Genomic DNA, 13672 nt, shown 5'->3' with positions numbered 1-13672 from the left:
GTCGACGTGGACGGAGGCGACGGCGTGAGGGACGGACCGAGCTGGTGGGACGACGACCGGCTGCTCGACGAGCTGGGGCACGCGGTGCGCGAGGCCCGGGTGCCCGAGTCCTTCGTGCGTGCGGGGAAGGCGGCCTTCGCCTGGCGGACTGCCGACGCCGAGCTGGCCGAGCTGCGGCTCGACTCCCTGCTTCCGCCGCGGGAACCGGCGGGCCTGCGCGACGAGCCGCGGCCGGACGGCTCGGGGCCGCGCGTGCTGACCTTCGCCGCCGGTGAGCTGTCCATCGAGGCCGAGATCCATCCCGACGCGCTGCGCGGGCAGCTGGTGCCCCCGCAGCCAGGCGCGGTCCTCGTGCGGGACGACGACGGCCCCGTCACGGAGGTCCCGGTCGACGAGGTCGGCTGGTTCGTGATCGAGCCGGTCCCGGCCCGGCGCTTCCGGCTGCACGTCCGCACGTCCGCCGGTGCGGCCGTCATCACCGGCTGGATCGACGCCCGGCCGTAGACGACCGCGCCTTCGGCCGGGCCGGGCCCCGATGTGGGCCGATCGCGGCCCGCCGGAAAATTCGTGGAGATTCGCTGTATCACCGGTCCCCCTGCGCCATCCGTCGTGCGACAGACCACCGCGTCAGCGGTGACGTACCGCATCGGAAGGACCAGGATCGTGAGCGATCCCGCACGCGCGATGAGCAAGGAAGACGCCTACGCCGAGCTGCTCGACCTGCAGTCGGGCGACGTGATCCGGCTGGAGGGACAGGGCGGCCCCGACGGGGTGAGCCTGGACGGCTGGGACGGCGAGCAGCCCCAGGACGGCAATGTCGCCGGAGTCGTCGTCCGTTACCTGGCGTCGGGCACGGTGACGTTCGGGCAGCCCAGCCACCCGGCGGCGCCCGACCGGCTTGACCCCCGCAACGCGCTCGCCCTGGTGCGGCTGTGCCAGTGGCTGAAGGACACCTACAACGTCGTCGAGCTCTACCACCTCGGCATCTCCGGCGGCGGCGTCGACAGCCAGGGCCGCCCGCGCACCGACTGCCACGGCCAGGGCCGCGCGGTCGACTTCGTCGGCGTCAAGGCGGTCGCCGAGGACGGCGAGGAGTGGACGCTCACCGTCAGCGACGATTGGGGGACCGTGTCGACCGCCGCGACCCCCGGCGGAAACTGGCCGCCCGGGACCGGGTCGGACACGTTCTACCGGCTCGACGACGAGGACGCCGACCCGTTCACGCGCGACTTCTGGCGCGCGGTGTACGAGTTCGCCGCCTCGGAGTGGCAGGACCGCACCGACGGCCCCGACGGGCTGGACACGCCCACGTCCATCGGCGAGCGAAGCTTCGTCATGCACCCCGACCACCCGGCCACCGCCCCCGGGACGCCGCACGGCCGAGAGGCCCACAAGAACCACATCCACCTGCAGATCGGCGTCACCGGAACGGCGGCATGACCATGCGCAACCTCACCTTCTGCGACATCCGGCTGCACCCCTCGACGGTGGACTCCGCCTTCGAGGAGGCCATGACCGGCGACGTCATGCCGGGCGCGGACGCCCCGCCGCACCCGCCCGGCACCCTGTTCGTCCGCAGCCTCTACCGAGAGGCCGGCTACGGGTTCCCGCCGGCGTACCGCTGCGTCGTGCACTCGGTCCTGGTGAGCGACACCCGGTTCTTCGGCATGCGCCCCCGGATCGCCCGGCTCGGCGCCGACACCAAGGAGCCGCGCTTCCGGCTCGTCGCGGGCGCGGCGCCCGACGACGAGACGGCGCTGGACATGCTGCGGGCACAGGACGGCCACTCCCTGGTGATGGCCGCCGTCCACCTCCCCCTGCGGATGATCCAGGAGAGCTTCGAGAAGGAGCTCGCGGCCGCGATCGAGGAGGAGGTCGCCGAGCCGTCCCGGTTCAGCGCGGTGTCCGGCGCGATCTGGACGCGCGACGACGAGGCCGTCCACGGCCGGATCGAATACCTCGTCGCCGCGACGGGCGACTTCGCCGAGCTGCGGCTGCGGTCCCGGACGGTCGAGCGGATCGAGGCGGCCGGCGGCACGCTGGTCGAGTCGCGCGGGTTCCACCACGTCGGCACGGTGTTCGCCGGCCCGGGGTCCGCCGACCCGGGGTCCGTCGGCCCGGCGTTCGGTGGCGCGGTGCCGGGTGAGCCCGCGCCCGGGGCCGGGGGGTGACCGCCGTGGACAAGCTCTGCGGGTTCGTCGCCCCCTCCGGGGCCAAGGCGTATTTCTTCACCGGCGAGCGCTACCTCCGCTACGACGTCGAGGCCGACCGCGCCGACGAGGGCTACCCGCTGGCGATCGCCGACCAGTGGCCCGGCCTGTTCGAGGCGGACATCGACGCCGCCCTGCCGTGGAGCGACGGCTCGGTCTTCTTCTTCCGCGGCGACCAGTGCCTGTCGTACGACATCGAGAACGGGGTCGTGCTGGACGGCCCGCGGCCGATCGCCGAGATGTGGCCCGGGCTGTTCGAGTCCGGAATCGACGCCGCGATCCTGTGGGGCAGCGGCAACGCCTACTTCTTCTCCGGGGAGGAGTACCAGGAGTTCGACGGCGCGACCGGCATGATCGATCCCGAGGTCAAGCCGATCGCCGACGACTGGCCTGGAGCGTTCCCACGGATCGAGACGGCGCTGTGGTGGCCCAGCGGAAACCCGTACATCTTCTCCGGGAACGAGTACGCGAGGCTCGACCCCGACGACGGCTCCGTGGCCGCGGACTTTCCCCGGCCCATCGAGGACTGGCCGGGGCTGCCGATCGGGCCGCTTGCCGAGGACGTGCCCGAGCCTGTCGCACCGGACGGGCCGACCGGCTCGGCGCGCTCGGTCAGGGACTTCTTCCCCGAGTTCAGCGCCCCGTTGGAGGGCCGGCTCCCCTACCTGTACCAGGACGTCAAGGGCCTGGTCACCACCGGCGTCGGCAACCTCGTCGACTCCCCGGAGGAGGCGGCCGCCCTGCCGTTCGTGCACAAGGACACCGGAACGCCCGCCACCCGCGCGGAGATCGTGGCCGAGTGGCACCGGATCAAGGACGCGCCCGGCCTCGCGCAGAAGGGCCACCTGGCGGCCAAGGCCATCCACACCCTGGAGCTGCCCGACGCCGCGATCGACGAGCTCGTCCGCAAGCGGTTCGACGTCAACGAGGCCCGGCTGTCGGCCTTCTTCCCCGGGTGGGCGGACTGGCCCGCCGACGCCCGGCTCGGGGCGCACAGCATCGCCTGGACCGGCTCGTTCTTCCCCACCCGCTGGCCGGGCTTCAACGCCGCCGCGAACGCGGGCCGGTGGGAGGAGGCGGCGGCCCAGTCCCACCTGCGGGAGGACGGCAACCCCGGCCTCGCCCCACGGAACCGGGCGAACCTCCGGCTGTTCCGGAACGCGGCCGCCGTGGTCGGACGCGGCCTCGACCGGTCCCTCATCTACTACCCCGCCGCCCTGTGAGCGGCCTCCCCGTACAGTTCAGGAGCCAGCGATGGTGAACCCAGCAGGACCGATCATGGCCGGCGGCTTCGAGACCGTCACCCTCAACGACGCCGGCGTCGAATACTCCCTCGTCTTCCTTCCCGACAAGCACAACGACGAGCTCCAGGCCCAGGGGTCCAACCCCGTCTTCTACTGGCTGCCGGAGCGGATGCGCCTGGCGCGCAAGCCGAACGGCGACCTGAGGCTCAGCTTCCTGCACTTCCTCGGCGTGCAGGACGGCCAGACGAACCTCGGCGTGGCCCCCGGGCAGACCCGGGAGACCTCGGGCGGGGTGCTCAGCTTCGCGATGACCGGCGCACCACCCGAGGGCGTCCTGCGGGACGCGCACAAGCAGATCCTGGAACGGATGCAGCAGGGCAGCCGGGACCGGTTCTGGCAGGTCAAGCCCGGCGTGGCCGACCGGTCCACGATCGCCGACATCCGGCCGATCCCGATCAGGAGCTCCACGCTGCGCCTGATGATCACCGACCAGGACGGCACGCAGGGCGGCAACGCCGGCGACCCGTTCTTCGTCACCGCCCAGGGCGCCGGGCCCGGCAGCCTCATCCCCACCGCGGAGCACCCGTTCGTCGTCAACCTCGGCACGTTCGCGGCGGCGCAGGTGGAGCAGGGGCTGCTGGGCACCGAGGTGCCCATCGGAGTGACGGCCGACCTCACACTGCCGCTGTGGGCGCCGATCACGCGGCTGCACATGACCGCCAACTGGGAGCGGGTGTTCAGCCACTTCACGGCCCAGGCCAACGCCAGCTGGTGGTGGAGCTCGGGCGACCTCAAGGCCACCTGGAACACCCTGCGGATGAACGGCGACATCAAGGTCGAGCTGGAGATGGACCGCACCATCCCCGGCGCGGACAACAAGGAGGCGATGGTCACCAAGTACATCGACATGCTCGTGGCGATGTGGCTGGACCAGGCGAAGCAAGTGATCTTCCAGCCGATGCCGGAGGTCCAGGACCCGGGCCCGCCCAAGCCCGGCGGGCTGCTCAACCTCTTCGGCTGGGGCTTCGGCGCGGGGTTCAGCCTCAACTTCCGCCACGATCGGGTGGAGATCGCCAACTCCTTCACCTTCGAGGTCGACGAGATGTACGCGCAGCCGAGCACCATGGGCGGCAACGTGGACGGCGTGGCCGACCTGCTGGCCGCCCACCCGGAGCTCAAGAGCCGCTACATGCGCACGCTGTACCTGGACAACTGGGAACGCAAGATCACCACGGTCTGCCGGCCCGTCATCAAGTGGCCCGACCCGGCCAACGGTGTGAGCGGCGACCCGGTGAAGTTCGCCAGCGTCCAGATCGGCTACCCCAGCGTGAACGGCGAGATCGCGTGGTCCGCCCACGACTTCCTGCCGCCGCCGCGCCCGCAGGAGGTCGACGCGACGACCGACGTGCACGGCGAGGGCGCCCCTGTCGGGGAGACCACCCCGCTCGCCCCCGCCTCCTCACCGACCCTCGTGTACGCCAGCGGCGCGACCAGCGAGGTCTTCTTCGCCCGGCAGACCCAGAAGAAGGCGGCGGAGGTCGCGGGCGCGCCGGAGGGATGGCGTCCGGACAAGGTGTTCGTCCGGCGCACCATCCAGTTCGACGAGTCGCCGTCCGCCCTCGACGACCGGTTCTCCCGGATCATCGTCGAGGCCAACGAGGTGGACCTCGACCCGGGCCCGTTCGGCACCCTCACCGACAGCCTGAACGTGGCCGTGCGCGCCGACAACGCCGGCGCGCTCGTGCTCGCCCCGATCTCCATCAACCGGGACCTGACGGCGAGCAACCAGATCGTCGAGGTGCAGGTGCAGCCCAAGGGCGAGGGCCCCGACGGCGGCGAGCGCCCGATCGTGACGTTCACCTTCACCATGGCCGACACCGGAGAGCACTACAAGGAACGCCGGTTCGCCCTCTACACGGGACAGCCGGGACGGCCGCCGGCATACCGATACCGCGTCCGCGTGATCATCAAGGGCACGCTGTTCGAGGACGGGGACGAGTGGATCGGGCCTTGGACGGACGGCGAGGGCAGCGGCGACCTGCCCGTGCGGGTGCCGAAGAAGACCGCGCCCGGCGTCACCGTCGTGAGCCAGGACTGATCGCGATGAACACGCCAGGACTCCAGGCCGACGAGCCGGGCCCCCGTGTCGGGGCGGCCGACCGGAACGAGCCCCTGCTGCCGGACTGGCAGCTGGGCCCGCCCTGGTGGGCTCCCGCGCCGGAGCTCGTCCCCGCCGCCGAGGGCACGTTCCGGTTCCTGTTCCGCGTCACCGGTCACGACGACGAGGGATCGCCCGTCCTCAGCGCGACGGTCACCGCCGTGCTGCGCTTTCCCCCGCCGCCCGCCGGGGCCCAGTCCGTCCCGTGGACGGACGTGAGCGTACGGCTGCGCATCCCGTTCGTGGACGCCGACACCGGCCGGCCGACCTCCACCGAGCTTCCGGTCGACGTGGATCGGCGCGACGACGTCGTGCACTGCCGGGCCGAGATCAGCGGAGCCGTGGCCAGGGCCGCGTACGGCGCGCTGAGCACGCCGGGCTTCCAGCCGGGCGACGGGGCGGGGGTGATCGTCAGCACGAGCTTCGTCGGCGTGCAGGAGACGCTCGCCGCGTGGGCCACCTCCGTGGTGGAGCAGGACACGCCGCACCGTCTGGAGGTCGTGCCGGTGCGCGGATGGCCGTTCGAGGAGCCGCCCCGCGAGGAGCACCCGATCCCCGACGAGCATCCGAACTGGTCGGACGTGGTGACCACCGAGGTCCGCGTCCCCGGCGAGCTCACGACCGCCGGGCGGGGCGCGGTCCGGCTGACCCAGGTCCCGCAGCCGTTCACGGAGTCACCGTTCGAAGAGTCACCGCTCACGGAGTCGGCGGTGGCGGGGCCCGCCTTCCTGGCGGCGTCATCGGGCGAGGCCCGAGCGGAGTTCCCGGTGGAGGCCCTGATGGAGGCGACAGCGGAAGATCCGGCGGCCCCGCTGACCCTCGCCCGGGTGCCGCTCCCCCTGCCGTCCGCCGTCCGGCGCCTGGTGCTCCGGGACGACCTCGGCGGACGGCGCGACGGGATCCGCACCGGGTTCACGGGCTCGGGCGGGCTCGCCACGGACCCCCCGTCGTTCACGATCGACATGGGCGTGTCCGTGACCCGCTCGCACCGCCTGCCGCTGCTGGTGCCGTGCCGGGACAACCCCGGCCTCTACCGGCAGGACGCCGGGGGCGCAGAGCCCGTGATCGTCGGATGCCAGGACGCCTTCCAGCTCGGCCGCGCCCCGGCCCGGCGGTTCGCGCCGGCTCCGCGCCTGGACCGCGACCACCGATACTCGGTGTGGGAGTCGCTCCAGCAGCCGGCCACCTACCTCGTCGTGCCCGCCCACTACCGGGTGGCCCGCGACGTGGCCGGCCGCCCTCAGCTGGAGTGGCTGCAGGTGTTCGACGCCACCGTGGACGCGGGCCTGCCGTGCCGCCTGCAGGCCCGGTGCGTGCCCGATCTTTCGGCGGCCGAGCTCACCGAGCTGGAGTCGCTGCTGCGCGCGGACGCCGGCGGGCGCGAGGTCCGCGTGCTGCTTCCGACGTCCCCCTCGGTGGGGTCGACCGGGGTGTCGGTGCGGTCGAGCACCCTGGAGGGCGGCCTGCGCGCCGTGCTGGACGACGACGCGATCCGGCTGGCGCTGCACGTGGACTACGACGACGCCGTCGTGGCGGTCACCCAGTTGCGCGGCGGCGAGGCGGTCTCGCAGGTCGTCTTCGACACCGGCGACTCCTCCACCTCGATCGCGACCACCGTGCACCTGGACGTGGACGAGCTGGCCGGCCCGTACCCCGGCGGGCCGGTGCGGGTCACCGCGACCGGGCTGCGCAACGACGCCGACACGGCGGCCACGGTGACGGCCCTCTGGGTGCGGCCGGCGGTCGGGGGGTGGGAGCGCGTCCCGCTCGACCCGCCGGCGCGCGTGCCCGCCCACGGGGACCTCGCGCTGCCCGCCGCCGTCCGGGACGGGGCCGTCGTGCCGCAGGCGCTGCTCGACCCCGCCGACCCCGCCCAGCTGGTCGTCCGCAACGTCTACCTGGAGAACCTGCACACGGCCGTCCTGATCCGGCGCGACGTGGATCTGCGGGCCGCGGGCATCTCCGGCGTGGGGCTGGTCTTCGCGGTGTCCGGGATCGAGGTGGCGCGGGCCGTCCTCCCCGCGGACGCGCCCACGCTCGAGGTCACCCTGGTGCAGCCGCTGGTCGCCGACCGTTCGACGTTCGACCGGAAGGTCTCCGTGTCCGTCACGCTCACGAGGGACGACGGCACCGTACGGCCGGCGGCGGCCGGCCCCGTGGTCGTGGACCTCGCGGCCGGCGCGATCGTCCGGCTGTCCCGGCTCATGGAGGTGTGACGGCGGACTGGAGGCGCGCGAGAAGGGCGAGCGCCGCCTCCGACGGGCTTCCCGGTTCGGCCTGGCAGACGACGAGCTGCTGGCCTGGGGCGCTGTTGACCGTGAAGGTCTCGTAGGAGAACGTCAGCTCGCCCACCAGGGGGTGGTGGAAGCGCTTACGCTCCACGCACCGAGGCAGGATGTCGTGGCGAGCCCACATCCGTACGAAATCCGCGCTCTGGTCGGACAGCTCGTCCACGAGCAGGGGCAGGAAGGGATCTTCGGGGTCGGTGCCGGCGACGGCGCGCAGTTGCGCCACCTTCGTCGCCGCCGCATCCTCCCATTCAGGGAAGAAGGTGTGTGCCTGCGGGTCGAGGAAGCACAGGCGCAGGAGGTTGTCCTTGTGGTCGAGACCCTCGCAGAGGGCGGCGGCCAGGCGGTTGGTCGCGAGCACGTCCATCCAGCGGCCGAGGATGAACGCCGGGGTGGCGTCACACACCCGGAGCAGGCGGAGCAGGCGCAGGCTGACCTGCTCCTCCCGGCGGACCGGCCGGGGCCGGGGACGCGGGTAGGCGAGCTCGTACAGGTGCTCGGTGGCGGCGTCGTCGAGGCGTAGCACCCGGGCGAGCGCGTTGAGGACCTGCTCGGACGGACGGCGTTCCCTGCCCTGCTCCAGCCGCACGTAATAGTCGTTGCTGACGCCGGCGAGCATGGCCACCTCTTCCCTGCGCAGGCCAGGGGTACGGCGGCGCCCCATTCGCGTCAGCCCGGCGTCCTCCAGGCTCACGGCCTCGCGGCGAGCCCGGAGGAAGTTTCCCAGGAGTCGCCGACGATCCACTTTTTCACCTTATGTCACTTATGGATGATTTTTATATAATTTGTCCTGAATTGGGGTAGTATTGGGCGAGTTGCCGATCGTTCACGAGGGCGGCGCCGACGACGTCGGAGAAGCCGAAGTGCTCGCCCCGGGCCGCCAGGACGACCAGCTCTGGGTGGCCGTGTCACACCCAGGATGGGCGCTCACAGGAAGACCACGGCCTTAACCACGTGGTCTCCCTCGACAGACGATGGCCACGTACATGGAAAGACGGCTCCCCGCCTCAGCATGCGACCTCCTCGAAGAGGAGCGACCGTGGTGCCCTTCCGAGGGCGCGGAGCCGGGCGGCCTCCCAGAAAGAGCCCTCTCGTGCGAAACACGCTCAATCTTGCCTGCGTCCCCTCGTCGCTGGCCGAATTCACCACGGCGCACCGCCGGCGGATCGTCGACACGCTGCTGGCGATCGCGATCCTCTGTTTCACCGTCCCGCAGACGCTCCTGGGCCTGTCCTTCTCCCTGTGGGGCCCGGTGCCGGAATGGATCGAGATCACCATCGAGGTGATCACCGCGGGCGCCTTGCTCGTGCGCCGGCGCACCGGGCTACCCATGGTCATCGCTTCGATGCTCTGCGCCGTGATCACCGGGCAGATCGTGCCCATGGCCTTCGCCGCGTACTCGATGACGGCGGACAGCAAGGTGCGCCACTGGCAGCTGGTGACCGTCCCTCTGATCATCACTGCCACAGCCGTCGACTACGTGGACCCCAAGACGGACGACGTCCTCTACCTCTGCCTGGCGCGCGCGCTGATGCTCATCTTCATGCCCGCGCTGGTCGGCACGTGGGTGCGCGGCTATCGCGGAATGATCTCCGAGTTGCGGGCGGGGGCGCGGGAATGCGAGCAACGGGCCGCCGTCCGGGAGCGACGCAGGATCGCGCGAGAACTCCACGACACCGTGACGCACGCGGTCACCGTGATGGTCCTCAACGCGGGGATCATCCGCGACGACGCGGACCCCGAGATCGGCAGGCTCGCCACGACTATCGAGGACAAGGGCGTGGAGGCCCTCGCCGAGCTGCGTGAGCTGCTCGCGGTGCTGCGGCGCGAGGACGGGTCCCGGATGACGGCGGGGGCCAAGGCGATACCTTCCCTCGTGGAAGAGGCGGCCGCCACCGGCACCCAGGTCAGTCTCGACTACGACCTGCCGGACATCGGCCTCCCGATTCAGGTCGGGCACGCCTGCTACCGGGTCGTGCAGGAGGGGCTGAGCAATGTCAGGAAGCACGCTCCCGGGTCCCGCGTGCGAGTGGGCTGCGAGGCGCGCGACGGTGTCGTGACCGTCTCGGTGGTGAACGGCAGGGATGAGGGCCGAGCGCGGATGTCCCTCCAGCACCTGCTTCCCCACTCCGGTTTCGGCCTGGCGGGGCTCGAGGAGCGCATCGCGATTCTGGACGGCCGGCTGGAGCGAAAGGGGACGCCTGACGGCGGCTTCATGCTGGTGGCGCGGATCCCCTTCCACCCCGCCGACGACCGCGCCGAAGATCAGGCCGACGAGATGGCGGACGGCGAGAGCGCGTGAAGCGGCCACATCTGCCGGACACTCCCTGAGTTGCTCGTCTCGCCCGCCGCGTGTGGCCGTGCGCGGCGGACAGGGGCGCCTACAACAGCTGGGCGACCGTCTCGGCGAACTCCTCGGGGGAGACGACCCGCACGCCCAGGGATTCGGCCTTGGCCCGCTTGGATCCCGCGTTGTCGCCCGCGACGACCAGTGAGGTCTTCGCGGAGACGCTGGACGAGGCCCGGCCTCCGGCCCGTTCGACGAGCTCGTTCATCTGGGTGCGGGACAGCGCCGCCAGCCGCCCACTCATCGCGCCCGTGACCACGACCGTCATCCCGGTCAGCGGCAGAGCGGCCGGCTCGTCGCCGCCCGGCGTCGGGATGGTCGTGCCGCCCTCGTCACCGGCCACCGCCGCCACGCCGGGCTCGACCATGTTCACTCCGGCGCGGACGAGCTTGTCGATGAGGTCGCTCAGCTCGGCCAGCTCGGCGACGATCACGGGCGCCTTCTCCGGACCGATGCCGTCCACCTTCTGGAACGCCTCGGCGTCGGCCGCGCGGATGGCCTCCATGGTGCCGAAGTGCCGGGCGATGCGGCGGCTCATCGAGCGGCCCGTCCCCCTGACCCCCAGCGCGCAGAACACCCGGCTCAGCGGTCTGGTCGTGGCCCTGCCGATGGCCGCGAGGAGGTTGTCGGTGGACACCTCCCCCATCCGCTCCAGGTCCAGCAGCCGCTCGCGGGTGAGGGAGAACAGGTCGCCGAAGTCGGCGATCAACCCGGCGTCCAGCATCTGCTGGACGCGGTTGTCGGCCAGCCCTTCCACGTCCAATTGGTCGCGGCCCACCGCGTACCGGATCGAGGCGATCGCGCGGCAGCTCCGGCCTCGCACGCACCTCCACCGCTCCTGGGAGGTGTCGATCTCACCGCCGCAGGCCGGGCACACCTCCGGGAACACGATGGGCTGCTCGTCGCCGGTCCGCAGGTGCACCACCGGGGACTCCACCCGCGGGATCACGTCGCCGGCCTTGTAGACGACGACGCTGTCGCGCAGCATCAGCCCGCGGCGCGTGATGTCGGAGGGATTGTGCAGCGTCGCGTACGTCACGACCGAACCGTCCAGCTCCACCGGCTCCAGAACCGCCCGCGGGGCGATCACGCCGGTCCGCCCGGTGTTCCACTCCACGCCGAGCAGCTTTGTGATCTTCTGCACGGCGGGCAGCTTGTAGGCGATCGCCCACCGCGGCGCCCGCGAGCCGAACCCGGCCTGCGCCTGATCCGCCGCGTCGTCCGCCTTGATCACGATGCCGTCGATCCCGAAGGGCAGCTCCGGCCGCACGGCCGCGATCTCCCCGACCCGCTGCTGCACCTGCTCCACACTCGTCGCGACGATCCCGGCGACCGCGGTCCCGGCCGTGGTCTGCACCCCCTGCGCGGCGACCCAGTCCATCACCTGGCTGTGCGGCGACTCCCGCAGCCGCCGCGCGAGGCCGGAGGTGTCATCGGGCAGCGGCAGTGCGCCGTACCCGAAGAACGTCAGCTCGCACACGTACGGCCGGTCCTGCGCCCGCAGCGTGCCCGCGGCGGCGCTGCGCGGGTTCGCGAAGGTGGTCCCGTCGTGGGCCTGCCGTTTCGCGCACGCCTCCTCGAACTGCCGCGCGGTCATCATCACCTCGCCACGCAGCTCCACCGTCACCGGGCCGGCCAGCCGTCCGGGGAGACCGGCGATCGTGCCGATCGCGTGGGAGACGTCCTCGCCCGCGCTCCCGTCGCCGCGGGTGACCAGCTGGACGAGACGGCCGTCGCGATAGCGGGCGGCGATCGCCAGCCCGTCCAGCTTCGGCTCCACCGACCATGCGCTCACGGGACGGCCCAGCCGGCGTTCCAGCGAGGCGGCCCAGCCGGACAGTTCCTCGGGCCCGAACACGTTGTCCAGGCTGAGCATGGGCACGGTGTGCGGGACATCGCCCACGACTCCGGCGACCCTGCCCGTCGGCGAGGCCTGCAGCACCTGATCGGGGTGCGCCTTCTCGTAGGCGGCGATGCCGCGGACGAGCCTGTCGTAGGCGTCGTCGTCCAATGGGGAGGTGCCGTCACCGTAGTAGGCCGCGGCCGCGTCGGCCGCCAGCCGGACCGCTTCGGCGTAGGCGATCTCGTCGGGAATCGCGTCGATGGGGGGCGCTTCGGTCATGCGGCAATCGTGCCGGGCGGGTCCGACAAATTCCGTCCGGCGAATTCGGGTACGGCGAACTGGGTCCGCCGCAACGGCCTCGCACCCCACGGCCGATCCGCGCGCTCCGCCTGCCACTCCTCCCCCTCGATCCACCGGTTTCCGGGACGCGGACCCCGCACATGCACCCCGCCACACCTGTGTCAGGTGTCCTGCTCGCTCGGGCCCTGTGCCGCGACCAGGGAATCGAGCGACTCACGGACCGCGTCGATCAGTGTCCGGCTGCGGTCCAGGGCGGTCCGCAGGCCGGTCGCGGGGGGCGAGCCGGCGTCCTGGTGCAGGACGACGCCGAGGATCAGCCACGTGCGGCCGGCGGCAACGGCCTCGGCCGCCCACATCAGGGCGCCGCCGGCCGGCGTGGTGGAGCCGGTCTTGAGGCCGATGACGCCTGACCTGCCGAGCAGCGTGTTGGTGTTGACGATCACGCCGGGGACCCCGGGGATCGTGACCTCGGGCTTGGCGACGATCGAGCGGAACACCGGGTCCTTCATCACCCGCCGGGCCAGCCTCAGCTGGTCCACGGCGGTGCTCACGGTTGTCGGCTCGATGCCGCTGGCACCGGTGTAGGTGGTGTGGGTCATGCCGAGGCGGGCCGCGGCCCGGTTCATCTTCACCACGAACGCCTCCTGGGATCCGGCGTCCCAGCGGGCGAGCAGGCGGGCGATGTTGTTGCCCGAGGGGATCAGCATCAGTTCGAGCATCTGACGCTCGGTGAACCTCTGGCCCTCCCTGACCGGCGCGCTCGACTCCTCGCGGGACGACGACTCCTCCGCGGCCTGCCTGTCGACCTCGATGACCGGCCCGGCGGCGGCTCCCTTCAGCGGATGCTCGCTGAGGATCACGTACGCGGTCATCACCTTGGTGACGCTCGCGATCGGCACCGGCTCCCGCTCCCCCTTGCTGCCGAGATCGCCGAGGCCCTCGACCATGACGCTCGTCTGGCCGTCCTGCGGCCACGGCAGTGCCATTCCGGCCGCGAGGCCCTCGTCCGTCGTGTTCTCGTCGCCTACGGGAGATCCGAAGCAGCCGCCGGCCGCGGCGACGATGAGGACGACGGCCCACATCGAGGCCGCGAGGCGGAGGGAGCGACGGTGGCGGAGCGACAGGGCCGGACGGTCGACCGGCCGCTCTCCGGCGGGAACGACGGACAGGCGGGCTGGGAGCATGGAAGGCACCTCCGGGTGATCGGTGCGCGTTTGCGCACGTCACCCACCCTGTGCGGGACGAATGTCCGTGCCGCCGCGGCGGGAAGTCGGCAACCGCT

10 protein-coding genes are annotated in these 13672 nt (G+C 72.0%); 7 read left to right on the top strand and 3 right to left on the bottom strand.

The features are described from left to right. The first annotated feature begins 6 nt into the window (after positions 1 to 6). The 6 genes from BXA11_RS17265 (at position 7) to BXA11_RS17240 (ending at position 7828) form a co-directional block, all read left to right on the top strand. On the top strand, positions 7 to 504 hold the full coding sequence (locus tag BXA11_RS17265; protein ID WP_143734358.1) for a hypothetical protein: 498 nt from the start codon (positions 7 to 9) through the stop codon (positions 502 to 504). A gap of 159 nt (positions 505 to 663) precedes the next feature. Continuing rightward, entirely contained in the window at positions 664 to 1440 is a 777-nt protein-coding gene (locus BXA11_RS17260; RefSeq protein ID WP_143734356.1) for a hypothetical protein, read from the top strand. Further along, positions 1437 to 2171: a hypothetical protein gene (locus tag BXA11_RS17255; RefSeq protein ID WP_076435680.1), complete on the top strand. Its 735-nt coding sequence runs from the start codon at positions 1437 to 1439 to the stop codon at positions 2169 to 2171. The genes BXA11_RS17260 and BXA11_RS17255 overlap by 4 nt, the downstream gene beginning before the upstream one ends. Positions 2172 to 2176: 5 nt before the next feature. Continuing rightward, complete coding sequence (locus BXA11_RS17250; RefSeq protein WP_159454798.1) at positions 2177 to 3433, top strand: hemopexin repeat-containing protein; 1257 nt, start codon at positions 2177 to 2179, stop codon at positions 3431 to 3433. 31 nt (positions 3434 to 3464) lie between these two features. Further along, complete coding sequence (locus BXA11_RS17245) at positions 3465 to 5552, top strand: hypothetical protein (RefSeq protein WP_143734354.1); 2088 nt, start codon at positions 3465 to 3467, stop codon at positions 5550 to 5552. A 5-nt stretch (positions 5553 to 5557) separates the two neighbouring features. Further along, entirely contained in the window at positions 5558 to 7828 is a 2271-nt protein-coding gene (locus BXA11_RS17240) for a hypothetical protein (RefSeq protein ID WP_076435674.1), read from the top strand. Here the strand turns inward: BXA11_RS17240 and BXA11_RS17235 are convergent. Then, entirely contained in the window at positions 7815 to 8645 is an 831-nt protein-coding gene (locus BXA11_RS17235; protein WP_076435672.1) for a helix-turn-helix transcriptional regulator, read from the bottom strand. The two genes, BXA11_RS17240 and BXA11_RS17235, sit on opposite strands and share 14 nt — an antisense overlap. Positions 8646 to 8993: 348 nt before the next feature. Here BXA11_RS17235 and BXA11_RS17230 point away from each other — a divergent pair, with 348 nt between their 5' ends. Further along, positions 8994 to 10202, top strand: a complete 1209-nt coding sequence (locus BXA11_RS17230; protein WP_076435670.1) for a sensor histidine kinase — start codon at positions 8994 to 8996, stop codon at positions 10200 to 10202. Positions 10203 to 10281: 79 nt separating this feature from the next. Here BXA11_RS17230 and ligA read toward each other — a convergent pair whose 3' ends face one another. Then, entirely contained in the window at positions 10282 to 12369 is a 2088-nt protein-coding gene (gene ligA / locus BXA11_RS17225; RefSeq protein ID WP_076435669.1) for an NAD-dependent DNA ligase LigA, read from the bottom strand. Between the two features lie 182 nt (positions 12370 to 12551). Further along, entirely contained in the window at positions 12552 to 13574 is a 1023-nt protein-coding gene (locus tag BXA11_RS17220; protein WP_204053698.1) for a D-alanyl-D-alanine carboxypeptidase family protein, read from the bottom strand. Positions 13575 to 13672 lie beyond the last annotated feature (98 nt).

This window comes from Microbispora rosea, from assembly GCF_900156315.1.
GTDB lineage: Bacteria > Actinomycetota > Actinomycetes > Streptosporangiales > Streptosporangiaceae > Microbispora > Microbispora rosea.
The sequence above is the reverse complement of the archived record's forward strand: the minus strand, read 5'-3'. Positions and strand labels throughout refer to the sequence as shown.